The organism is Bacillus sp. SD127, assembly GCF_058566445.1.
In genome coordinates this window covers 199,903-225,052 of record NZ_CP191226.1, presented here as the reverse complement: position 1 = coordinate 225,052, position 25,150 = coordinate 199,903, and the positions used below count along the sequence as shown (strand labels likewise).

At 40.8% G+C, this 25,150-nt stretch carries 20 protein-coding genes and 5 pseudogenes; all 25 read right to left on the bottom strand.

The annotated features are described in order from the left end of the window. Positions 1–7: 7 nt before the first annotated feature. Positions 8–766 carry an Imm26 family immunity protein gene (locus ACQVGS_RS01215; RefSeq protein WP_263463439.1) on the bottom strand — a complete coding sequence of 253 codons (759 nt, stop codon included), beginning with the start codon at positions 764–766 and terminating at the stop codon, positions 8–10. Positions 767–769: 3 nt separating this feature from the next. Beyond that, on the bottom strand, positions 770–1,279 hold the full coding sequence (locus ACQVGS_RS01210) for a DUF2716 domain-containing protein (protein ID WP_263463438.1): 510 nt from the start codon (positions 1,277–1,279) through the stop codon (positions 770–772). A gap of 15 nt (positions 1,280–1,294) precedes the next feature. Continuing rightward, positions 1,295–1,711 carry a YxiH-YxzG fusion protein gene (locus tag ACQVGS_RS01205; protein ID WP_491831870.1) on the bottom strand — a complete coding sequence of 139 codons (417 nt, stop codon included), beginning with the start codon at positions 1,709–1,711 and terminating at the stop codon, positions 1,295–1,297. Positions 1,712–1,819: 108 nt separating this feature from the next. Next, positions 1,820–2,146, bottom strand: a pseudogene (locus ACQVGS_RS01200) (DNA-binding protein); the annotation flags it as partial. Between the two features lie 204 nt (positions 2,147–2,350). Next, positions 2,351–2,761 carry a YxiG family protein gene (locus ACQVGS_RS01195; RefSeq protein WP_263463437.1) on the bottom strand — a complete coding sequence of 137 codons (411 nt, stop codon included), beginning with the start codon at positions 2,759–2,761 and terminating at the stop codon, positions 2,351–2,353. A gap of 56 nt (positions 2,762–2,817) precedes the next feature. Further along, positions 2,818–3,135 carry a YxzC family protein gene (locus tag ACQVGS_RS01190; RefSeq protein ID WP_263463436.1) on the bottom strand — a complete coding sequence of 106 codons (318 nt, stop codon included), beginning with the start codon at positions 3,133–3,135 and terminating at the stop codon, positions 2,818–2,820. Between the two features lie 28 nt (positions 3,136–3,163). Continuing rightward, positions 3,164–3,634: a YxiF family protein gene (locus tag ACQVGS_RS01185; RefSeq protein ID WP_263463502.1), complete on the bottom strand. Its 471-nt coding sequence runs from the start codon at positions 3,632–3,634 to the stop codon at positions 3,164–3,166. A 140-nt stretch (positions 3,635–3,774) separates the two neighbouring features. After that, positions 3,775–4,329 (bottom strand): DUF4240 domain-containing protein, encoded by a 555-nt coding sequence (locus tag ACQVGS_RS01180; RefSeq protein WP_168749160.1) that lies wholly within the window; start codon positions 4,327–4,329, stop codon positions 3,775–3,777. Then, positions 4,322–5,170, bottom strand: coding sequence for a YxiH-YxzG fusion protein (locus ACQVGS_RS01175; protein WP_263463435.1), 849 nt, complete (start codon positions 5,168–5,170; stop codon positions 4,322–4,324). The genes ACQVGS_RS01180 and ACQVGS_RS01175 overlap by 8 nt, the downstream gene beginning before the upstream one ends. A gap of 59 nt (positions 5,171–5,229) precedes the next feature. Then, positions 5,230–6,131 (bottom strand): annotated as a pseudogene (locus tag ACQVGS_RS01170) (RHS repeat-associated core domain-containing protein); the annotation flags it as partial. Between the two features lie 67 nt (positions 6,132–6,198). Then, complete coding sequence (locus tag ACQVGS_RS01165; RefSeq protein WP_121643646.1) at positions 6,199–6,558, bottom strand: YxiJ family protein; 360 nt, start codon at positions 6,556–6,558, stop codon at positions 6,199–6,201. After that, positions 6,555–7,409 (bottom strand): annotated as a pseudogene (locus tag ACQVGS_RS01160) (RHS repeat-associated core domain-containing protein); the annotation flags it as partial. The pseudogene ACQVGS_RS01160 and the gene ACQVGS_RS01165, both read right to left, overlap by 4 nt. Positions 7,410–7,579: 170 nt before the next feature. Next, a complete protein-coding gene (locus ACQVGS_RS01155; RefSeq protein ID WP_129550932.1) occupies positions 7,580–8,053 on the bottom strand; it encodes a hypothetical protein in 474 nt (157 codons plus the stop codon). Between the two features lie 22 nt (positions 8,054–8,075). Beyond that, a complete protein-coding gene (gene wapA, locus ACQVGS_RS01150) occupies positions 8,076–15,092 on the bottom strand; it encodes a tRNA nuclease WapA (RefSeq protein ID WP_491830746.1) in 7,017 nt (2,338 codons plus the stop codon). A 170-nt stretch (positions 15,093–15,262) separates the two neighbouring features. Further along, positions 15,263–16,198, bottom strand: a complete 936-nt coding sequence (locus tag ACQVGS_RS01145) for a DMT family transporter (protein WP_263463433.1) — start codon at positions 16,196–16,198, stop codon at positions 15,263–15,265. A 158-nt stretch (positions 16,199–16,356) separates the two neighbouring features. Then, complete coding sequence (locus ACQVGS_RS01140) at positions 16,357–16,803, bottom strand: universal stress protein (protein ID WP_491830743.1); 447 nt, start codon at positions 16,801–16,803, stop codon at positions 16,357–16,359. Between the two features lie 102 nt (positions 16,804–16,905). Next, complete coding sequence (bglH, locus tag ACQVGS_RS01135) at positions 16,906–18,315, bottom strand: aryl-phospho-beta-d-glucosidase (RefSeq protein WP_286109102.1); 1,410 nt, start codon at positions 18,313–18,315, stop codon at positions 16,906–16,908. 26 nt (positions 18,316–18,341) lie between these two features. Next, positions 18,342–20,180 carry a beta-glucoside-specific PTS transporter subunit IIABC gene (locus tag ACQVGS_RS01130; protein ID WP_286109103.1) on the bottom strand — a complete coding sequence of 613 codons (1,839 nt, stop codon included), beginning with the start codon at positions 20,178–20,180 and terminating at the stop codon, positions 18,342–18,344. Positions 20,181–20,579: 399 nt separating this feature from the next. After that, positions 20,580–20,882, bottom strand: a pseudogene (locus tag ACQVGS_RS01125) (contact-dependent growth inhibition system immunity protein). Positions 20,883–21,384: 502 nt separating this feature from the next. Further along, the gene (locus ACQVGS_RS01120) at positions 21,385–21,453 is read right to left on the bottom strand and encodes a hypothetical protein (RefSeq protein ID WP_420902047.1); all 69 of its coding nucleotides are present in this window, start codon (positions 21,451–21,453) and stop codon (positions 21,385–21,387) included. Between the two features lie 29 nt (positions 21,454–21,482). Next, a pseudogene (locus ACQVGS_RS01115) lies at positions 21,483–22,118 on the bottom strand (T7SS effector LXG polymorphic toxin); the annotation flags it as partial. Between the two features lie 301 nt (positions 22,119–22,419). Beyond that, entirely contained in the window at positions 22,420–22,746 is a 327-nt protein-coding gene (locus ACQVGS_RS01110) for an Imm8 family immunity protein (RefSeq protein ID WP_014481380.1), read from the bottom strand. Between the two features lie 16 nt (positions 22,747–22,762). Then, entirely contained in the window at positions 22,763–24,379 is a 1,617-nt protein-coding gene (locus ACQVGS_RS01105) for a ribonuclease YeeF family protein (RefSeq protein ID WP_400152975.1), read from the bottom strand. A 19-nt stretch (positions 24,380–24,398) separates the two neighbouring features. Further along, a complete protein-coding gene (locus ACQVGS_RS01100) occupies positions 24,399–24,668 on the bottom strand; it encodes a YwqI/YxiC family protein (protein ID WP_014481382.1) in 270 nt (89 codons plus the stop codon). A gap of 11 nt (positions 24,669–24,679) precedes the next feature. Further along, positions 24,680–25,045 carry a YwqH-like family protein gene (locus tag ACQVGS_RS01095; RefSeq protein ID WP_286109105.1) on the bottom strand — a complete coding sequence of 122 codons (366 nt, stop codon included), beginning with the start codon at positions 25,043–25,045 and terminating at the stop codon, positions 24,680–24,682. Between the last annotated feature and the right edge of the window lie 105 nt (positions 25,046–25,150).

Here is a 25,150-nt window from a genome sequence, read left to right as displayed (position 1 = left end):
TCCCTTTTTACAACTCATACTTGATCAATTCCTCCATCGAGGTTCCCTTGAAATATTGATTAAGTACATCCTCAATACTCAAATGACCAAATAGCCCAATCGGATTGCTAAAGGTCTTCCCGTGTCTTTCGTCAACTTCTATTAAATCACTCTCTGCCGCTAGTGAATCGTTATGGCTAATGAGGTATTTTCCATCTTCATACATAACAAATGTTATAGCAGATTGATCAAATTTCTTCATCAGATCTATCGGCACCTTGGAAACAACCTTCCAGTTCCCCTGAAGAAAGCCTGTATATCCTGTATTCGCAATAAAAAGGGCTCTTTGCTTTTCTGCCATCATGAGAAAAATGTCTTTTTTACTCAAGCGTTCCTCTGTAAAAGTATCAAAATACTGAATGAGAAGATCATCATTTTTATCTTTAGTTAAATTTCCTTTCACCACTAATGCATATGTAAACTGATTGATTTGCTGTAAAGGGATTTCAATGACAGCACCAGGCCTAACTTCACTTAAAGTAGTTCTGTTTTTCATCTTTAGGTTGATAACGGTGACTTGTTTTCCTTCTAATTCTTTAAAAAATGAATCGCCGTCTGAGTTTAATACCTGAAAGAGAGTATAAACAAATTCATTTAGAGTAGGCTTGCGATCCAATTGTTCAAGGAACACAGCGTGAAAATCTTCGATGGCGTCGTGACAAATATCCAAACCATCATCACTTACGAATATCTTTTTATTCTTATATTTCTCTTCCCAAAAGCCCATGTTTCACCTCCGTTTTTCAGAACACTCATCTATTTGAAACAGAATAGGCGGATATTTATCTATCGCCTTCAATAATTCTTCACCAAACACAGTGATGGTACATTTCCACGGATCACCCAAAAGCCCCCAAGAAAAGCCCTGATGAAAAAAGAAATAGTAGTCTCCGTTTGGAAATACCGGAACAGGCCATTCGCCAAATTCATCCTTAGGCATTGTCTGGTGAGGGCTAAAGATATAGCCGTCATGCTGCCAGTCTAATGCGTACATCACATCGTTCTTTTCAGTACATGATTGAAATGCTTTTAAAATAGAATTCTCTAAATCACTCAGCACTCCGCTCACATCATTATGACCAGCTTTACTGCTCATCCCGCTTGAGATATCAAACACTCGATATGGATCAGGCGGGATGATGTGATGACATCTGCTTCCAGGCTTCCATCTTATGAGCTGGTTCACTTCTGACCAGCTGCTGTCTTGTTTTGTCTGACTTAAAGTGCGCCAATTCATCATGATCTCATCAACACCTTATTGGATATCCTGCTTATAAACACCAGAAGAAGTCACTGCGTAAACAGCGTTACTTGTCAGTTTCAGCTGTTGAACGTCTAGGGCTTCACCGTTCGAGTCACAGCACTTCACCTCTTGCATCGGCAGACTCACATCAGCAGAAATCAAATAAAGAGACGGCTTAAGGTCTGCTCTGTAACAGTTGACCGTCCCGATCCAAAAACCTTCTTTAGTTACTGTGAGCTGATCAAACACTTCTGATTTAGGTGCTTCATCCGACAGAATCCACACCCTTCTCACAACCGTTTCATCAAATGCGGCAATGACTGCATCTCCGTAATACAGCATATAAATCAATCCGTTTTTTTCTACAAGCCCATAACATTCATCTACAACCGGTGCATCCATTTCTTCAAGCTTTCTATCAATATACATTTCCTTCTGCTTACCATCTAACGTAAAACACCACACACTATCACCCTTGGGATTTTCATCATGATAAATGCCTTCATCACATAAACCGACCCAAAAGTGTTGCTTCTCATCAAGAAGACAGCAGGAGACCCCTGAAGGCAAACAAAAAGCACTTCTCACTCTTCCCTCTTCTGAAAATACCTTTACCTTCGGCTCATGCGAATCGTAATAAACGAAAACATAGCCATTTGCACATTGTTGAAAGAGCTGAATATCGCTGCATGTAATCTGCTCTTTCACTTTAAAATCCTGAACAACACCGGAAGGATCATAGATTGAAATAGTGAGATCATCTTTCACCCCTTTTCCAATGTAGACACGTCCTTGTGCATCGGCATGAAAAAAACAATCTTGGGTGTCAATGTTGATGATTTTATTCATTTTTAATTTTTTCATTTGTTATGCTCCCAGGTTAGAAATGAAGTGATAAGAATAAGCCATTTATTAACTATTAGTAACGGACAGCCTAGTTTCATTAACGTTTTGATATAAAGCTACTTTCCAATTCAGTCTTAAATCGCGATGACGTTGTCTTTTACATTTCGTCTGGCTGCTGTTATGTTCTAAGTAAGAAAAGAGAGGCTGACAACCTCTCTTTTTTTATTTAGTGTTCAATTGGTATGCATAAAACGATTGATCATCAAAGCGAACTGTTTCAGCTTCTATCGCAATTAACATGCTGTTCATATTTATAAGAAAATTAGCGTTTGAATGGTAGTGTTCAATGTTAGAATTCGACATGTTTCCGATTCCTTCTGGGTGATAACTGAGCTCAAATATTTTCCAATTATATTCTTCCGGATCTATTTTTTCCAATCTCATGTCACCAACATCTGCACTATAATGAGTGGATGCCACATTTTGAAATAATATCTTATGCGTATATTCACCTTCACCTTCAAAAACCTTGATATTAAGGGTGAGCTCTTTTTTAAACACATTAAAACCTAAATGAAGGACACTGCACCCCTCATCTATATAATCAACCCAATCATTAATTGTTTTGTACATTGTCGTCTCCTACCTCGTTTTAACCATTAACGCATTGCAACAAGCAGAAAAACTAATTACTCCGTATATGGTTTGATCCAATCATTTAAATCATCTGTTGAATGCAAATAAGCTTCAGGAGAATCTTTCAAATCAATCCCGCTTAGGAGGATTAACATATCCCAGACTCTATCGTCCTCTACCTCGGAATCATCAGCATAAACATAAGTGCCCGCCCAACCTGACACTTCTTCTCTTGTTGTTTGTCCATTTAAGACACTTTTGATTTTATTTATGCATTCTATTAGCTTTGGCTCGCTCAATTTGATCACCACGTATTCAAGTATTAAATGATTTATTAATAGTATGCAAAGCACCGTACTGATTAGATACATTCCAAAAGGATTCCTCCTAGGAAAGCATCTACCAATAAACAAGCTCGCAACCGTATTCCGTGTGCAATATACATAAACCAAACTGACACTCGGGCTCAACCAAAATAAAACTATGATTGAGAAGCCCTTTGTCGAACTCAATACATTCCAATAAGCCATCAAGGTGCTCGAAACATGTTCCGAAGGTACAAACTAATGCACCAATTTCGTTGCTGTATTGATGAAACAGCAGAACGTCCCTGTCATCATAGGCAACATAGGACTGAGATGTTTTCAAGATCAGCTGTTTCGCTTCCGTTTTTCCGAGAGCATCAACCTCACGGGTGTTGGCTGGTTTTGAATTTGATAAAACCATCTCAAGCAACTGCTTACTTCTCGGCAGATCAGCAAAGCGATAACTGAAGCCTCTTTCTGCGCAAGGGACTAGTTTATCTTTGATTTCGCTTTTCAACAAACGTCTTTTATTCTCATCGAGTTTTTCGATTAATCTTTTTTGCACGAGCCGCAATCCCTCCACCGTCAATTTCTCAAGTTTTTTCATTTGATTAATCTTTCTCTTGTTTTCTTTGTCATTTATCATTCAGATTTGTTCTAAAAAAGCTTGTATCGCTTATTGATACAAGCTTCATATTCTACTACTTAAAACTCACCTAGCGGGTTTTCCCCAAAACGCTCCCACAGTTTTGGAAACCTTTCAGGCAAATCTTCTTCTTCCCAATCCAATTCAATATCTTCTGGTTCGGCAAGCCCCTTTTGTTCAAGCGTATCTAAAAGCTCATCGTATACTTCATCATCCCAATCATCGTCACCAGTCTTCTTGTATGTCAACGCCTCTGTCGCCACCGACAGCAAGTCTTCATTTTGCGGATAGCCTTCCTCGTCAAGCGTTTCCTCCGTGATGTATGCTGCCAAATACTCGTGATCATCCAGCACTTTTTCGAATGTCTCTTTGCCCTGGGCAATCAGCCATCCGCGAAAATAATCAAACGTATCGTCTGAACAACCGTCCATGAGGATGTATGCTGCCGCCCATAGTGAGGACAGATAGCTTTTGTGCATAAATGTCTGAAGCATAAATTCAAAATCAACGATCTCATTGATTTCTTTTTTCAATAATTCATCACGTAGCCATTCATTAGGTTCTTCCTTGCTGCAAGCTTGGTCAATAAGCTGCCAAAAAGATATTTCATTCATTTGCTTTTCCCTCTCTGATATCCCTCTTATAGATCCCCGAGTCTGATATTGCATAAATAGCATTACTTGTCAGTTTCAGCTGTTGTACCGAGAGCTCCCGCCCGTCTGGACCACAGCACTTCACCTCTTGTATCGGCAGACTGACATCAGCCGGAATGAGGGACAGTGAATGTTCATCTTTGCATATCCAAAACCCGTCATCTGAAATTGCAAGCTGGTCATATACTCCAGAATATTCTTTATCAGAAACAATCCACACTCGTCTCACGTCCGTCTCATCAAATGCGGCAATGACTGTATAAGAGTAGTACAGCATGTATATCAGTCCATCTTTTTCTGCAAGTGCATAGCAGTCATCTACCACGGGCGCATATATTTCTGAAAGCTGTTGATCAATGTGAGTTTCCTTTAATTGTCCGTCTAAAGTGAAGCACAGCAAACTTTGTTCACTGGGGTTTTCGTCATCATAAATACCTTCATCACTTAAACCGGCCCATAGGTTTTGTTTTTCATCCAAAAGACAGCAGGAAACCCCTGAAGGCAGAGAAAATACACTTTGTTCTTTTCCATCTGCTGAAAACACCTTAACTTTATACTCATGCAGCTTAGAGTAAACAAATACATAACGGTCATCCGAACTCTGTTGAAACAATATAATATCCTCGCACAGAATTTGTTCATTAATTTCAAATCTCCGGATATCGCCGGACAAATCAAAGATCGAAATTATAATTCCTGTTTTATCCTTTTTTCCGATGTACATGCGTTCATGATTATCCACATGAAAAAAACAACCTTCATTTACTTCCTTTTTTATCTTGTTCATTATTAATTTTTTCATTATATCCCCCTAGTCTCTAGTACGTTAAGAACTGCCTTTAAAAGCAGCTCTATTACAAATTAATATGGAAAACTTGTTACTATTCTCCCATTCCTATCTCTTATAACTCGAACACGTTTAGTTTTTCTTTTATTACCATTCACTCCAACATATCTTTTAAAAGTCTTTTCGTAAACTGTACGACCATATTGTCCTTTACGTGCTTTCCCTGATCTTAATGTACTTCTTGTTGTTCGTTTCAAAGCTCTGTTACTCTTGAATTTCCCCTTTTTCCATATTTTTTATCGGAGCGCTTTGGACCGTGTCTATCTTTTATATGATGCCAAGACTCTTTATTAAACCAACCTCTTTTTGCCTTATTAGCAAAACTATAAGCCCTCTTAGCACCCTTAAATATCTTCCCAGGACCAAAGTTAGAAGCAGCTGCCCAAGCAGCACCTTTCCACCCCTTACCTGATTTATATGCCTTATATCCATCATAAGCTGCAAATCCGGCATTTACCACAAGCCATACCCAATGCCCATCCGGATCAACATTCATCACCGGGTTATTATTTCCATAAGCATACCCATTCTGATCCAATGAGTCTCCGTCGCTGCCCGGGTCTGGGTCGAGCGATAGGAACACGCCGTTTCTTGGCTCGTAGTAGCGGGCCATGAGATAGTACAGGCCGGTTTCTTCGTCGTATTGGTAGCCTGCGTAGCGGTAGCGGTTGTCTTTTACTTCATCACTTGCTTCGGTTTTTGTTGGATTTCCCCATGCGTCATATTGATACTTGGCAACGGTTTTTCCCGTGCTGTCTGAGATTGCAATGACGTCACCTTGTGCGTTGTAGTGATAGAAATATTTCTTGCCATTTTGCGTGAATGCTAGCAGTTGTCCACTATCACCGTATGTGTATGCTTTTGTGAAAGTATACACATTCAGACTGTCGCTGTAAAAATAAATTGTGTCTTTCCCGAATTAATTAAAACAGCTGTCAAATATACTTGACAGCTGTTTTTGTTTATTATTTTAGTTTAAAGATTCATACTCCTGTTATAAGCTTATTAATCAAAATCCTAATTTTTTCATGAAATTCTAAGCATTCACTTAATTCTTGATATTTTAAAATATCACTTTTATAATTCCTAAAATGAGGATAATGTTCATAGAACGTTTTTTTTAACATTTCTCTTTGATATCTAGGAATTTTTTTATCTTCAATTATATAATTTAAACTTCCAGTTATTAAGGCAAAAAATTCATAAAATTCATCTAAAGAAGTATTTGTTTCTTCTTCAAAATCATACATATCATTTGGAAACGGACCATGTAATAATACATAATATTTTTTGAACTCATCTAATGTTTTTTGATCAATATTATATCTTTTAAAAAATTTCATCCATATTCAGGCCCTTCTATATTGTAGAAATTAAAATTAACGCTTTTCTTTTTCTTCCATTTATTATTCACAAATGTAACTACCTTTCCACTTCTTGTGTAATAACCAGTTCTTTTTCCATTCTTAATCCTGTAACCTTTTTTTCCAGTAGCTAGTATTACTTTTTCGCGTAAATGCTTATTAGATCTATAAAATGCTCTAGCAACTTTTGTATATCTCTTTTTACTGTAAGATTTACCATTTCTCACAATATGTTTATTATGATGATAGTCCAATGACTTTCTTTTAGTTTTAAATGTTCCTTTATACCAATGTCTTGAGGTGGCCCATTTTCCGATTTTTTTTGTTAATTTTAACTTTCCACCACCTACAAATCCTGATGCGGCTGCAACCGCTACGCCTTTCCAACCCTTGCCTGATTTATAAGCTTTGTATCCATCATATACCGCAAATCCTGCATTGACAACAAACCATACCCAATGGCCGTCTGGATCGACATTCATGACCGGGTTGTTGTTTCCATAGGTATATCCGTTTTGATCTAGTGAATCTCCATCGCTTCCTGGGTCTGGGTCGAGCGATAGGAACACGCCGTTTCTTGGCTCGTAGTAGCGGGCCATGAGATAGTACAAGCCGGTTTCTTCGTCGTATTGGTAGCCTGCGTAGCGGTAGCGATTGTCTTTTACTTCATCACTTGCTTCGGTTTTTGTTGGATTTCCCCTTGCGTCATATTGATACTTGGCAACGGTTTTTCCAGCTGTCTGAGATTGCAATGACGTCACCTTGTGCGTTGTAGTAATAGAAATATTTCTTGCCATTTTCTGTGTAGGATACAGCTGGCCGCTGTCACCATCTACGCCAATTTCTCAAGTTCTTTTCATTTGATTATTCTTTCTCTTGTTTTCTTTGTCATTTATCATTCAGATTTGTTCTAAAAAAAGCTTGTATCGCTTATTGATACAAGCTTTTTTTGCTCTTATAACAAATTAATTTGTTTCCCATAACCACACTACACTAAGTATTATCCTAAATATTCCTCAATTGTTTTTACATTTGGTAATAGCCTTTTGAGATTAACTATTAACTCAGGGCAGCCCGTGAAGACAATATCAGAGGAGTCAAAAAAACCGACTTCGAATACAGCTCCTTCTACTGGCGAGTTGTAGTCTTTATCCCAATAAGCCCTATTCTCATTAATAACTGGTACCGAGGATAGAGACAGTTTATTCAATGATTTAGAGACAGCTGTAAATACTCCAAAAGTGGGAACGATGTCATAAGTACTGAGTATCTCCTTTAAATTTTCACCTTTTATATACACGAATTCTAAGTGTCTTGAGAATAATTCATGCTCAATATAATTTTTATTTTCAAACAATGTTATATCAGAAAGATCACTGATAAGCCAATTATATTCTTCTATTTTCAAATCTATCTTGTCTAATAAGAGTTTTAAATTAAAGTATTGATCATTATCTTCTAATACAATTCTCATTCTTTGCCTCCTAATCTATACCTTATGGTCTCTCCCATCGTTGTCTTGGCTTCACTTTACTCCAATCCCATCTATGCTTATGAGGAACTATTGGATGTTCTTTTGCATTTCCATGATTAGTATAATCAATATCGTATTTTGCCCATCCTCGATGATCATATCTTCTTTTTTGATGCATTTTCTTCTTCTTTATCCAATATACAGTGCTGTTCCGTTTTCCCCCCTTCGCTACTGGTTTTTTAAATGTAACATATCTATTACTCTTCCTTATTTTCCCTCTATATTTTACACCTTTTGATTTTCGAACGAATTTGTAACTTTTAACCGCTTTATAAACCCGACTAGCACCCTTAAATATCTTCCCAGGACCAAAGTTAGAAGCAGCTGCCCAAGCAGCACCTTTCCACCCTTTACCTGATTTATATGCCTTATACCCATCATAGGCTGCAAATCCGGCATTTACCACAAGCCATACCCAGTGCCCATCCGGGTCAACCTTCATCACCGGATTGTTATTGGCATAAGTATACCCATTCTGATCCAATGAATCACCGTCACTGCCCGGGTCTGGGTCAAGTGAGAGGAACACGCCGTTTCTTGGCTCGTAGTAGCGGGCCATGAGATAGTACAGGCCGGTTTCTTCGTCGTATTGGTAGCCTGCGTAGCGGTAGCGGTTGTCTTTTACTTCATCGCTAGCTTCGGTTTTTGTTGGATTTCCCCATGCGTCGTATTGATATTTGGCAACGGTTTTTCCAATGCTGTCTGAGATCGCGATGACGTCGCCGTGTGCGTTGTAGTGATAGAAATATTTCTTGCCATTCTCTGTGTAGGATAACAGCTGGCCGCTGTCACCGTATGTGTATGATTTTGTGACTTTGTTGTCCGCGTCTGTTTCATACAAGACGTTCAGGCTGTCTCCGTCGTAGAAGTAGTTCGTGACGTTTCCGTTGACGTTTTTTTGGATTCTGTTTCCTTTTTCGTCATATTTGTATGTTGCGAAAGGCTTGTCTTCGCCTTTTTTTGTAACGGCAGTCAGGTTATCCTCCGCATCCCACGTATATGTGAATTTGCCGTCGGATGTGCGGTTGCCGTTTTTATCGTAAGACATGCTTTCATCATTGACTTTTGTCAGCTGGTTCATGATGTTGAAGGAAGCGTTCACCGTTTTACTTGAACCGTTTTTTACAGTTGTAACGGTTTTCCGGTTCCCGAATCCGTCATATGTGTATTCAATGACAGTACCGTCTTCATGGGTTTCTTTGACAAGTTGATTCAGCTTTCCATACTCATATTTCACCTTGCCGCTTGCTGAGCTGTTTATCGTTGTGCGGTTGCCGTTTGCATCGTATTCATAGCTTTCCGTCAGAATGCTTCCGCCATTTTTGTCGCCGATATGCAGCGAGCTTACAAGGTTTCTTTCGTCATATGAAAAACTTGTTCCGCCGCCGTTGCCCGTAATAAAGGTTTGGACGTTGCCATTTTCATCATAATCAAATGAATAGGAAGATGTACTATCTTTCATCTCAACCATTTGATCCAGTTTGTTATACGTAAATTGATTCGTTCCTTTTTGGTCCCCATGGCTCCATGAGAAGGTTTTCAGCTTATCGGAGTCACTAGGATATGTCCAAGTTTGGCTGCCGCCGCGGTCAGTCAATTCGGTTAAACGGTTTTTGTTGTCAAATGTCCGTTTCTTTGTGGTGTTCTGCTCTTTATTGACGACCGATGTTTCATTTCCATTTTTGTCATACGTGAAATTGTACTTTTCTGTACCGTTATACGATTTTGACTTCACCCGGTCTGTTCCATCATAAGAAAGAGACACTTCGTTGCCGTTCGGTGAAATGGTTTTGGTCAGGTTGCTGTTGGCATCATATTCGCTTGCTAGCACATTACCCAGAGGGTCAGTTGTTTTGACAAGCTTGCCCATGACATCATATTCGTATTTATAGGTTTGATCTGCTCCCGCCCGAATGGTTTTGCTTACCTCATTGCCTTCCTTATCATAGCTGTGAAGGATAGACGTGCCGTTAGAGAGCGTCATGTTTGTCAATTGGTCTGCCTGATCATACGTATAGGTTGTTTTTTCACCTTTTGCATCCGTTTCAGCCGTTTTCTTACCAGTTTCATCGTAATCAGTTGAAGTAGAGTATCCTAGTTCATCTTCTTCCTTGGTCACATAATTTCCATTGCTGTCATACGTGCTTTTTGTTAAAAGGCTTCCTTCAATCAGACGGATATCATCAAACCACGCTGTTCCTGTCGCACTCTTTTGGAACAGTATGCTGATATCGACTTTATTAATCGGCTTTGTTTTTGGTATAACAACAGCTGCACGGTTCCATTCCTGTGTTCCAGAAGGGAATTTCGCATTGTATACGCCTGTGCTTCCGTCCGCATAAGTAACATTAGCCTGCAAAGAATAGTCTTTTTCATCTGTGAACTTGACACTGCTTGCTTTTGACATGCCTGTCAGTGTGAGATAAACCGGTTTGTCGTTTGCACTTTGCCCTAAGACAATGGTTTGTTTTGTTACTGATCCAGCTTGGGACGCACTGGTCCGGGCAGCTTTTAATGATACTTCATCATTAAAGCCTTCTTCAGAATCAACGGATGCCCCGCTTGCGCTCCAGTTTTCCGTTGCTGATGTAAAACTGCTGTTTTGAACTGGGTTATAGCTTGATGATACTTCGCCTTTTTCCAGCTGGACTTCATCGAACCATGCTTTTCCTTTGCCGTCTTTATCTCTATGATCGACTTCCATATATACAACGGCTTTTCCTGCATTTGCTGGAGTCGTAAAAGTGATTTGCCGTTTTGTCCAGTCATTTTTTCCGGCTAATGCACTGTATTCATTGTGAATCCATTGAATTCGTTTTTGATCTTTGTCTCGCAAATCAATGTTAAAGTAGGCTCTTGATTTCGCTAGATCTGTTTTGATTTTCCCGCTTAATGTATAGGTTGTATTCGGCTCCAGTTCGACTGTTTGTGTCGCTGACGAATACCCATGATCTGTTCCGGCAGACGTTGATTGGCTCAAGACTTCCAATGCCTTTGATCCGGAAAGAACCCCGCTTTTATCGGCGATGACTGAGATTTTGCCGCTGTCTTTAGATGCGGTCAGATTCCAGCCGGATTTTTGCGCTTCAAAGCTTCCATCTTTCAGGATATTGGTTGAGGCTGATAACTCTTTGCTGGATTGAATCTGATTTCCGTATTTATCATAAACGGCTGCTGAAGATGATTTTCCGCTCTGATCGGTTTCGGATACAGCATCTAGTCCGTCATAGGCAATATCCGTGACATTGCCCTCGGTATCCTTCATCTTTGTGACATCGTTGTTTTTGTTGTATTCGTATGTCTCAGTTCCATATGCGTCTTTAACAGACGTAACGTTGCCATCTTTGTCATATTGATAGCTTTCCGTTGCTTTTCCTGTTCCGACGTCGTTTGGATCTACATCTTCTACGACATTGTTGCCTTCATACTTTGTATTCGTTGTAATTTTTAACCCTTCCGCATCATCAATGACCTGAATCGGATTTCCCGCTTCATTATAGCCGTACTGTACTTTCCGGCCATTCGGCTGTGTCATGAGAAGCGTCTTTTTATCAGCATCATAGCTATAGACATATGTTTCTTTTTTAGCGTTGATCGCTTTTTCGAGACGGTGTCCGCTATACTGATATTCGGTAAAGACAGGCTTTGCTTCGGTACTGTTGGCTGAATATTGTTTGACAAGGCGTCCTTCACCATCGTAGTCATAGCTTGTGACAGTCCCATCTGTATCCGTGACTTTCTTCAGCAAATCATTCTCATATGAGTAGGTGACTTTCTTATTCTTAGGTCCGGTGATGGAAGTCACATGGCCATTTTCATCATATGTGAATGTGAGCTTGCGGCCCGATGCATCTGTAATGGCTGTCAGTTGATTCTTGTCATTGTAAGTGTAGACGGTTGCATTGTTGTGGCCATCCACTATCTTTTGAAGCTTGCCGCCTTTTTTATTGAAATAAGCGTTTGTTTGATCCTTTGTTTTTAATATGAACTGATCAGCTGTTTCTGTTAATTCAAGATAGACACCGGTCGGCGGCTGATACGTGCCATCGGCTTTTTTAGTAAAGCGATGAGTAGTAGCGTCTTCATCAATATACATTGCCCCGCCGTCCGTCGAGATGACAGATGTTTCTGCATCAGCATACCAGCCTTGTCCAAATAAGTGATCGGAGCTGTCAAGACTGTTGTAGGTTCTCGATAAGCCAAGTCCCGGTCCGCGCCCGTCAATTGACATATCTTCTTCATTCACAATGACATTTCCTGTCGCACCGTTTAACTGGCCGCTTGGGATATCAATGATAGACCAGTATTCTTCTGTTCCAAGGAATTCTGCGCCTTCATGGAACGTTGGGTTAAAGGGTGCTGTCGGAATCGTTTCACCATTCGCATCATAGGCGGAAAGAGTGAAGGAATAATTCTTCTTCCCTTTGTAATTTCCATTTGCATTGTTATAGACAGGTGACGGGTCAAGTGCCAATTCACGGCCTTTTCCGTCTGTATGCAGCTTGTAGCTTCCGGCTTTTATTTCCTCAGAAGTCGGCCAAATGTTTTTATTTTGGGTTGTCCAATGATCCACGTCCCCAACATCATAGGACTGATATTCTTTTCCGTTATAGATATTAATTTTATAGCCTTTCGCATTTTGAACCTTTTCCCATATCAAATTCACATAACCGGTTTGGCTTGATTTTGTGTTTGTATACACATAACCGGATAAGTTCTTTGGTTTAGCGATATCAGGAAGTGTCGGGTTGGCAGCCGGTGATGCAATGGCTTCGCCATCTTTGTTATAGGCGATTATTTTAAATGAGTAATTTTTTTTGGCTGCATCCCCACCGGCGTTTTTATAGGTTGTTCCGGGATTGATCGGCAGCTCTGCTCCGTTTCCATCCTTTAGGTGAAGAGCATATTTTCCCGCTTTAATTTCTGCACTTGTCGGCCAGATCTTTTTCCCCTTGGTGGTCCAAGACGTCTGATTTCCGAGATCAAGTGTTTCAAAGCCTTTCCCATTGAACACCTGAACTTTATAGCCAGTTGCACCGGATACAGCTTTCCAAGAAAGATCGAAGTATCCTGTGGCATTCCCATTATTAAATGCCTTTGTTGACGGTGCTTGTGCTTTCCCTACATTAGGGATAACAGGCTTTGCCGGTGCGGACATCGCCCCTTCTCCCTGATCAAAAATCGCGCTGACCCCGATCCAATAGTTTTTGCTTGTGGCATAGGTTCCGCCGGAGTTCTTATACACTGGAGATGGATCTAGCGCTAATTCAGTTCCGCCTTTTCCATCAAGGTGAAGCTTGTACTTACCGGATGAAATTTCTGCACTTGTCGGCCAAATGTTTTTCCCTTTTGTGCTCCAGGATGTCGTGTTGCCGACTGAGATCGCTTGATATTCTTTACCATTATAAATCCATACCTTATAGCCTTTTGCACCCTCGGCCTTTTTCCAACTGATATTGAAAAAACCAGTGCCGTTCCCGTTATTGTATGCCTTAACAGCAGGTGTGCTCGCCTTCGGGATGGTGTATGTCACTTCAATATAAGGCTTATTGTTTGAGTTCGCTGAGGAAATTAGTTTTTTCCAGTATTCCTTACCGTTTCCGTTTGCATGAAGCTTAAATCCATAATTGGCCCCGCCGGAGTTCCATGACTTTACAGCGGCGGTCACATCGTAACTCGCCCACTGTCCTTTATGGACGTCGGCTTTTCCGATATTTTTAGATGCCGGTTTGGTGTTCCATGTTACTTTTGCATGATCATAATTGCTGTTGACTGTATCCAGCCAAAGACCAGTTGCCTTTGTTCCATAATAGGAATGGGCTACGTATGTTTTTAATGTAGCTTTGCTGACTGTCATATTTTGAATCGGTTTTAAATTGTTAAATTTCATAAACGCATAATTGGTGCCTGTTGTTTTGTCGTAATAACCCGTTTTCAGCACATAGGCCTTCAGATTAGCATCCCATTTCTGCGAAGATGCCGAATAGTTGGTCGTCGGGTAGGCACTCATGACAAACGTATCTGATGAAACAGATAAAGACGTTGACGGGTCGATAGACACTGGATACACGCGTTCAGGGTCTTTCAGCCAGTTCTCGTCTGCCGTGAGATGAAGCAAATACCCTTCTTTATTCTTTTCCAGCTTATAGCTGACTTTTTCTGATCGTCCCACCTCGCCGGAAAGTTCATCCAGTTTTGAATCAGTCATAAAAGGTTTAGGCACAGAAAAAACAACTTTTCCTTTTTCATCAGAAAAATCTATTGATCCATCCTCTTGTTCTTTTGCCTGCAAATCGGTTTTCACCTGAAATGAAAATGTGTTGTATCCGTCATACTGATGAAGGACTAAATCTTCTTTTATGTTTTCGTTGAATGTGAAAGTCTGAAGATCAATGTTCGGAAAAACATCCGGATAAACAATCTCATTACCATCAGTCTTATAATCTGCTGGAGTATCTTTCGGAGTAAGTGAAGTTTTATTTGGACCTTTTGCTTCTACAAGTGAATATGTAAGCTTGTGATCATTGTGCTCAAAAGTCGCATAAAGTCCGTTCTTCATTTGCTTTTGAAAATCTGAATTCAAAACAGCATTTTCAGTTTCAACTTGTTTGCTTGTCGTTTCTTTTAATTCAGGAGAAATCTCCTCCCAGTCTGCATTCGTTGTTTCCTTTGTATGAATAGGATCAAGGTATACTTCCTGTTTATAAACACCGTCCCCTTCATAATAAAGCTTTGTGTTTTCCGTTCTTTCTGAGGTGATTTCTCCCTCTTTGTTTATATCCTTCTCATTAAATGGTACAGCTTCCTCTTTTTGATCATTCTGAAGGGTTTCTTCCGGATCAGCAGTTGCGACACGATTTCCGGACTCTTCTTCTGAAGTTTTTGCCAGTACATCTACTGGCAATAATGAAATCATTAGCGCCAACACTAAACATACGGCAATGAATCTCTTAACGTTCCGCCTCTTTCTTTTTTTCATTTTCTCTCTCCTTTTGTAATAAAAGTAATATTTACTCAACAATGTTAACGTCACTGAAATATTATTACAATATTTTTCTAGAAAATTTATCTTATTTTAAGATTTAAAAAGAGCAAAAAGACCCAAAAAACCAAAAAAAGGCCCATTTAAGGCCTTTACACTTTTTTCTATCATGATTGAAATTGTTCTAAATCCTTTTCTTCAGCAGCTGCATCCGCCTTCCCCTGCCTCCTGACAAGCGTCAAAGCCATACCCGCAAAGATCATTGCAATGCCGAGTGTCTGAAAAAGATCCGGGCGGAATCCCGTAAACACGGTATCGAGCACAATCGCGACAGCGGGGTCGAGGAAGACAATGACCGAAATAAATTTCGTTGATAAAAATCGCAAACTGTCAAAAAACAGCAAATACACAATACCTGTATGAATAATGCCAGTGGAGACGACCATGATCCAGTTTCCCTGAGACAGGTTTGCAAAAGCGCCGAAGTGAATAAACGGAATCAGGATGATAACCCCTAAACCGGTTTGCAGGAAGGTGGTCGTGTAAGGGCTGAGGTTTTGAATGCCTTTTCCCAATAAAGTGGTGAACGCATAAAACAGTGCGGCGAGAACTGCCCAAATGATTCCTGATCCCATCAGCTGTGTCAATGAAGTGCTGCCGTTAATCCCGGAAATCAGCGCCGTTCCAAGAAAGCAGATGATAATGGAGCTGACGGAGATCACATTTAATTTTTCTCTATAGATAATACTCCCCAGGAGAAGAACAAGCACAGGTGCAAGGTGGTATACAGAGATGGCAATTGTAACTGACGTTTCTTCAAAAGACTTAAATAAGAAGACCCAATTGAATACCAGAAAGAAACCGCAAGCTAAAGTTTGCAGGACTTCCCGCTTGCTCCATTTTTCAGTTTTATGCTGACCGGACACCAGCCAGCAAAAGCTTAAAAATAGCGTCGCGCACAGACAGCGAACGAATACCAATTCAAACGACGGCAGATTGGTATGCTCAGAGAAAAAGCCAATGGAACCGAAAATCACCATGGAAATGACCATTTTCAGCACGGCTGTTGATTTTTGTTTTTGTAATATGAGATTTTGCTGCATCAAATGCCCCCCAGTATAGCTATCTGCAGATATAAGAGAAAATCCTCTTTTTTACATATTGATACTATTATAAAGGAAGCAGTTCCATAAATCACCCAGAGTTATTTTACGAATCTATACATAAAAAAAGCGCCTTGTAGGCGCTTTTTTCTTCTTATCTATCGAACAATTAATACAGGACAAGGTGATAATTGAGACACTTTATGGCTGACGCTTCCAAGCATCATTTCTTTCAGGCCGCTGATGCCCCGGCTTCCTACTACGATCAGGCTAACGCCTTTCTCTTTTGCGGTATTTAAAATTTCGTGTGCCGGCTCTCCCTGTGCGTAAATGATGTCGGCTTGAACACCGCTCTCGGCCGCTTTCGCTTTCGCGTTCTCAAGGATGTGTAAGCCTTCTTTTTTCACTTCTTGCCTGATTTCATCAATAAAATATTCTGGTACATAGACAATCCCGGTCAGAGAAGAAGTCGCTACGACGGCTTCTCTCCCCACATGAAGGATGCTTAGTTCTGCCTGCTGTTCTTTTGCCAGATGCACTGCGGCATCAAGGGCTTTTGCACTCATTTCTGACCCGTCAATCGCAACTAACATTTTGTTAAACATACGCTTCCCGCCTTTCGGACTGTGGGTGGTTCATCTTTCTCTTTTATTGTCCGCCTGCTGTCTGTTATTGTCAATTGAGGTGTATGTTTATTCATAAAGTTGTCAGAGACTTTCTCCGTTTGTGGCAATGACCTGCTGATACCAGCCGAAGCTTTTTTTCTTGATGCGATTCAATGTTCCGTTCCCCTCATTGTCTCGATCAACATAAATGTAGCCATAGCGTTTTTTCATTTCGGCAGTGGACGCGCTGACAAGGTCAATCGGTCCCCATGATGTGTATCCGATTAAATCAACGCCGTCCGCAATGGCTTCCCGTGCTTCAATTAAATGTTCTCGCAGATAGTTGATTCTGTAATCGTCCTGGATCGTGCCGTCCTCGTCAACTTTGTCCACAGCGCCAAGGCCGTTTTCCACAATGAACAGCGGCTTTTGATAACGGTCGTATAAGGTATTGAGCGTGATGCGCAAGCCTTTCGGGTCAATCTGCCAGCCCCATTCTGATGATGTCAAATAAGGGTTTTTGACTCCGCCCAGCAGATTGCCTCCTGATTTCGCAAGATCTTCAGGATCAGTGCTCGCCGCCATGGACATGTAGTAGCTAAATCCGATGTAATCGACCGTATGTTTTTTCAACAATTCCTCATCGCCTTCAGCCATTTCAATTTCAATATTGTTTTCTGCCAGATAGCGTTTCATATATCCCGGGTACGCACCTCTTGCCTGCACATCTGAGAAGAAAAGTGTTTTGCGCTCATTCTCCATTGCCGCGAAGACATCCTCCGGCTTAGAGGTCATCGGATAGGTTGTTGTCGCGGCGATCATACAGCCAATTTTTGAGTCGGGAATGATCTCATGCCCCGCTTTAACGGCAAGGGCGCTGGCGACAAACTGGTGATGTGCGGCCTGGTACATCGCGTTCAATTGATGTTCTCCTTCTTCAAAAACAAGACCGCCGCCTGTAAACGGTGCATGGAGGACCACATTAATTTCGTTGAATGTCATCCAGTACTTCACTTTGTGTTGATAGCGTTTGAAAACAGTTCTGGCATAGCGTTCATAAAACTCTATGACTTTGCGGTTCTTCCAGCCGCCATAATGTTTCACAAGACCGAGCGGCATTTCATAATGAGAGATGGTCACGACTGGCTCAATATGATGCTTTAACAGCTCATCAAACAGATCATCATAAAATTTGAGGCCTTCTTCATTTGGCTCCTCTTCATCGCCATTCGGAAAAATTCTTGTCCACGCAATCGAAGTCCGGAACGCTTTGAAACCCATTTCTGCAAATAAGGCAATATCCTCTTTATAACGATGATAAAAATCAATTCCGGTATGATACAGATTTAAAGAAGTCATCGATTCATCAAATGGAGACATGATGCCGTTCGGTGATACATCAGCTGTCGAAAGTCCCTTGCAGCCCTCGTTATAAGCACCCTCAACTTGGTTGGCAGCGACCGCGCCGCCCCATAAAAATCCTTCTGGAAATCGTTTTGCATTTGCACTCATTACAGTTCACCTCATCAGTTTATTTTTTAAGATAAAGCAAGCAGCGCTTCTTTTGTTTGAACCCTGCCGATTTCTTTTACCGGCGAAAATGAATATCGGTCTGTGTTAGTGACGATAACCGGGGTGATCACGTCATATCCAGCTGCTTTAATCTGTTCCAGATCAAAGGAAACGAGAGGATCTCCAGGCGCGACCTTGTCGCCTTCTTTGACATGAGCCGTGAACCATTGGCCCTCCAGTTTGACAGTGTCCAATCCAATGTGTATGAGGATTTCAGCTCCCTGATCACTCGTAATGCCAATGGCGTGCTTTGTTTTAAAAACGGTGGTAACGCTTCCATACACAGGTGAAACCACTTCTCCTTCTTCCGGCTCAATAGCAAATCCTTTTCCCATAATCCCGGCAGAAAACACTCCGTCATTGACTTCGCTTAATGCCTTGACTTCACCTTTAATCGGACTGTGAATGATTTCTCCGCTGCCCTCATGGCCATTTGTCACAGAAGGCTGCTGATCACTTTCAGACGGTACATCCTCGAATCCAATAAGATAAGCTGCCGCTGTTCCCGCAACAAACGCAATCACAAGACCAATTATCGCGTAAATAAACGTTGGGCCGATAAAGACCGGGATACTCGGCAGCCCTGCGTTGCCTCCGACAATGTAGGAAGCGACACCCGTAACGCCGTAAAATGCGCCGCCAGCCGCACCGCCAAGTAAAGCGGCCGCAAACGGTTTTTTCAATCGCATATTAACGCCGTACATCGCGGGTTCTGTAATTCCCATCAGCGCCGTCACACTTGTGGTAAGCGCAAGCGATTTAAATTTCTTATTTCTGGAGCGAAGAAAAACCGCAAAAGATGCGCCGGCCTGCCCCATATTCGCCAAAAACATGGCGGGCAGCAAATAATCATGGCCGTTTTGCGCGATGTTGTTAATCATGATCGGCACCAATGCATAATGCATGCCCGTCATAATGATCAAAGAGAACGTTCCCGCAAGCAAAATCATCGCCACAAGCCCGGCATGAGCAAATAAATAGTTTACGCCGACAGACAAGTATTCTCCTAAAATAGCACCCAGCGGACCAACTGTAATCAATGTCAGCGGCACGACAATCAATAATGTCAGGGTCGGAACGACAATCAATTTGAGAGAAGAATGCGTGATTCGGTCAATCCATTTTTCCACATACGATGCGATCCAAATCGCAAGCAAAATCGGGATGACCGTTGATGAATAAGTGGCAGCGGTTACAGGAAGCCCGATAAAGGAAATGCTCTTCCCTGAACTGAGCAGCGCCGTCAGATCCGGATGCAGAATCGCCGCTGCAATCGCCGCCGCTACATACGGATTGCTTCCAAACTTTCTCGCCGCACTCATCGCAAGCAGGAGCGGAAGAAAGTAGAACGCACCGTCACCAACAGCTGACAGAATGACATGGACCTGGCTCTTTTCCGCTATCCAGCCGAATGTGACCGCTAACGCAACGAGCCCTTTGATCATCCCCGCTCCCGCAATCGCAGGCAGAATCGGTGTAAACACACCAGAAATCACATCAAAGACCGCACTCAGCACATTCTTTTTCTGGCCAGATGCCCCGGCGCTCTTTTCATCACTGAGGCTGCTGTTTTGCAAAATCGCCTGATACACCTTCGGCACATCATTTCCGATGATAATTTGAAACTGCTCGCCGCTGATATTGGTGCCCATCACACCCGGCAGCTGCTCCAATTGACTCCGATCCGCTTTCGAATTGTCATAAAGATTAAAACGCAGTCTCGTCATGCAGTGAATCACGCGCTGAACGTTTTCTTCACCGCCTACGAGTTGTAATATGTCTCTCGATAATTTATCATAATCCATGTGTATACCTCCTTTTTTTGGGGGAACTGGCTGGATGAAAGGTGGCCGCCTTTCTCCAGCTTTTTTTGTATTTAATGCTGCATCACCTCCAAAATGAGAATAAAAAAAACCTAAATGACACAGATTGCGAGAGTCTCCTCCTGCACCTGTACCATTTAGGTTTTGCCTGCTTTCGCAGTAACAATCCTGACGGGTCGCTGTATTTGTTTTGTAGGTATACTTTAGCACTAGATTTATGGGATGTCAACGCTTTCATTTTTAATATTGACTAAGAGTATCGATTCTAGTACAAAGGTAATAATAAAGATTTAAACTTATTATTAACTTCAATAAAAAATTATTGTTATTAAAAAACCTTGAAAGGCATTTTTTCCAATCAAGGTTAAGAATCGTTATCGTTTAAATTTTATTTAAAGACTTCTTTATTTGCACTATTACATTTTTTAGCCAATCAATTGGTTCTAAATTAAACGCAGGAAAATACACGCCATCTGCGCAAGATTGAATGTAATCATTTTTCTCATTGTCTGAATGCTCATTTTCAATAAAACCCGTTAAAAAGACAATAGCATACTCCAAATATTCCTTACTTTCCTCTGTTAATAACTCTTGTAAAGCGTCATCGGGAGATTCAATATCCTGATGGAATGTTCAAGCTAAAAACTGAAAAACAGGGTCCTCTTGTTTATTGATCGATAACATGTCATCTTGCTCCTTTAAGGGAGAGGTAACGGAATAATAATCCTGATAGATATTTCATTTTGGGGTAAATCTTTAAATCATTCATCATCTAATAAATCATAGAAGATCCTGGTTCTTCAAGTGTATGCTCACCCTTTAGAAACTCTATTTATATCCCTCTATATTATTTAATTTTTTTTATAAGTATTCTTTTCCTGAATATATAAATATCTAAAGGGAACAAAAAGAAAAATACACCATATGAAAAACCAGCAATCACATATAACTCTATATCGTGAACTTGATTGACCTTTGCTAACCAGGCTGTCATGATTTATAAAAATATTCCTGCTAGCGGCAAAACAATCTGAATGATTAATAACGATTCATTTATTTTTCTCAATAAAAATTTCTCATCTATTTTCTTCACTCTCTATTATCACCTTAAACTCAAAAGTCCGATTTCTTTAGGCTATGGCTCAATATTTAAAAGCCTTGAAAGGCTAATGCCAATCAAGGTCTCCTACATTTTTTGTTTTTTTTCTGATAATCCCCAGACACAAAATTCATAGTGATATTCTGTGCGTTCTATACATAATCCGAAATTAAAATCTTCTGATGAATGATATTTTTATTTACCTTTTTAGAATGAGGCGTTTTGACAACTGAATCGACTTTAGACTTTTCTTTCTCGGCTAATTTCTTCAACATCAACTCCATCAGTGATTCATCCGGCTGTTTCATTTGCGGGTTAATCGCGCCGAAGGCTTGGTTGATGTTTTCTTCTTCCTGTGATTTCAAGATGGAGCCGGTTTTGTATCCTGTGATTTCAATTTTCAGACCGGTGTACATGGTTTCGAGCTGGTCTATATATTTTTTCATCGTTTGAAAATCTGATTTTGCCGTTTCTAGTGCTTGAGTTTGCTGGCCGTCAAATTGAAAGAGCTTATTCAGGGTGTCCGAAATCAGTCGCTCAGCCTGTTCTGTTTCCATCCGGAAAAAGGAGTCATTGACTGTCGGCAGGCTGACGATGTGGTCGATAGCTGATGTCTGGCGATTCACTGCGTCAGTGAGCTGTTCTGTCACTTCTCGTGCATGCTTGACCCCGTGTCTCGCGTCGTGTGAGAGAAAAGCCTCTGCGATCATGCCGTTGGAGTCAGATTCTACAGAGGAAATCGCATGCTGTGTTTGTTTCAGCACTTTTTTGTATTCGTCGATAAACATGCCAGAGAAAAGGAGAAAGGGTTTATGAATTAGCTTTATAAAAGATTATTTTTATTAAAAAACCTTGAAAGGCACTTTGCCAATCAAGGTAAAACAGTTACCACTACACTACTCTAAAGCTACTCACTAGGAAGCAAACCAGAGGGCCCTCAAAACCATTTAATTAAAATAGTTATGACGTGAGACTTTTATAACCAGGAATCTCTTCTAACATGAAAAACCTCTAGTTGTTTATCATATAACATGTGTATTAAATCCGAAATTGATTACAGTTCCGATATATTCATATTCTTTTAGTATAACTATAAGCGACTAGCCAACAACTCTTTTGGTGTTATCCTTGTAATTTAAAGTATTGAGCTAAATTATTCATATACTTATCATAGTCATCGTCTTTACATTTATTCATGATAGTCTCTACAGTAGAATTGACAGTTTTTATATTAAAATCTCTCATTATGAGATATCCATGACCTAATTCAATTTTTGTACTTTCAAGTATCTTATCCAATCTTTTAGGGCTAATAATATTAAAAGTAAATAAATCAGAAGCACCTGGTATATCAGGCAATCCTACGTCAAGTTCAAATGAAACGTAGAAATCATCAGCGTCCTCACCCCAATTTTCATAGTCTTTAGTTAAAGCTTTAATTTCTAACATAATTATATCCCACCTTTTAATCTAAAATATCAACATGTACATTTCTTAATTCTGTTTTTGATCCTACAACAGTAATTTCATTTTCAGTGAAGTTCGCTCTCCACATTTTTTCCTTTGGTTTATATTGCAATCTGAAAGCTCTCATTTTATCTACACTTTTGTACCCTAAAAAATTTCCTGCTTTATCATACATTTTTTCCGCTCCTTGACCAACCCAGCCTTTTCCTGCATCTAGTGCATTCTGACGTGTTGAGCTACCAAGAGTTGATAAACCTTTAGGGGAATTTTTTATTCCTATAACCGTTTGGGAAGAGCTTAAATTATCTACATATCCAGGATGCCACCACTTACTATTAACACTGCCTTTAGAAGGTTTCTTTTTTACGTCTCCCTTTATATCCTTCTCCACTACATGTTTAGCCACATCTGTGACAACACGCTTCCCGCCTCGGACCGCCAATTTTTTAACAGCACCCTGAGGGCTTACCCACTCAATAAATTCATATTGAGTTCCGGCAAGAAACGAATCAATTGGCTTAGCTCCGCCTACTTTATCCTCTGGAATGTAAGACACTTCTTCTAGCCGCTTTTTCCCTCCAGCGTAGAGTTCTCTCACAATTTGGCCGTTTTCATATACATAATATTTGCCGCCGACGTAGTCGATGCTTTCAGTATCACGAGTTAGTTCGTCAATCACTTCTATCGTATCTATCTTTTTTAATCCTTTATGATTATATAGTTTATCATTTATCACCCGTATGTCTCCATAGACTTTCGGGTGGGCTGCTGCTTCTTTCTGCAGTACCGTCAAGTTACTGTCATCACCATAAATCTCACGCTCGATCTTTTGTTGTTTGTCATCCATTATCACAGAATCAACGTTTGATTGCTTATGTTTCTCCAGTTTCTTCAACATCATCTCCATCGGTGAATCATCCGGCTGTTTCATTTGCGGATTGATGGCGCCGAAGGTTTGGTTGATCTTTTCTTCTTCCTGTGATTTCAAGATGGAGCCGCTTTTGTAGCCTGTGATCTCAATTTTCGGACCGGTGTACATGGTTTCGAGCTGATCGATATAGTTTTTCATCGTTTGAAAATCTGATTTTGCCGTTTCTAGAGCTTGGGTTTGTTGGCCGTCAAATTGAAAGAGCTTATTCAGGGTGTCTGTAATCAGCCGCTCAGCCTGTTCTGTTTCCAACCGAAAAAAGGAGTCATTGACTTTCGGCAGGCTGACGATGTGGCCGATGGCTGATGTCTGCCGATTCACTGCGTCTGTGAGCTGCTCTGTCACTTCTCGTGCATGCTTGATCCCATGTCTGGCATCGTGTGAGAGAAAAGCCTCCGCAATCATGCCGTGGGAGTCAGATTCTACAGAGGAAATCGCATGCTGTGTTTGCTTCAGCACTTTTTTGTATTCGTCGATAAACATGCCAAAGAAAAGGAGAAAAGGCTTGTGGCACTCCTCGTAAAAGGTCCGGATGGCATCTCCGCCTTTTCCTTTTAACGCATCCTTCATGCCTGCCAGATGCTCAACACTTTTTTCCAGCTTCTCCAGCTGCTGTTTTTGCTTGTCCAGTTTCTCAATCGTATGCTGAATGCCCTCGTGAAGAGCGTGGACATCTAATGTTTTCAATCCCTTGTCCTCCCGCGCTTTATTTCATGGAAGATGATATGTTTTCGTCCGTTTCCTTCATGGCGTTTACCGCGCTTTCCGTTTGTGCGATATGCTTGGCCAGAACGGATGCATATGCTTCAGTGAGCTCTTTGATGTCCTCATTTAATTGCTCGATGGACTTTACAACATTCAAATGGTTTCGTCCTGAGAGATGGCCGGGCAAGGAGGACTTGAGTTCAGCTGAGTTCTTAAGCTGAGAAAGTCCCTGTTTGACGGTTCCATAGACCATTTTGATTTCCTGTGCCATTTGCGCTCACCTCACTTTTTATGTTTTTCCTTCTCTATTTCATGCTCTATTCTCGTGATTTGGCGTCTTATGGAATAGACGTCTCCCTCTAATGAGTGGATTTTTCCTTCGAAGCTTTCGATGATTCCGTTGACTTGTTCGCTTTTGATTTGACGGTATGCTTTGTTCATTCCTTCACGAATATCTTCAAACCGCTCAGCATGTGTTCCTCTCCATGCATTCCCATTAAGATGAGGCCGATGAATGAGATGCTGGACCTCGGAAAATTCGTGTTTGATTTGCCTGATTTCGTGCAGCACTCGTTTTAACTGATGGATCTGTTCCTGTTTTTCATGTAAGTCGGCTTTGACCGAATGTAACAACATTTCACTATGCATGCCGCAACACCTCGTGTTTCTATCAAACTGTGTCAATTCTTTACAATACAGACTATTTTCATATTACATGATGGGTCATATTGGATAAATAGGTAAAAAGGTTTG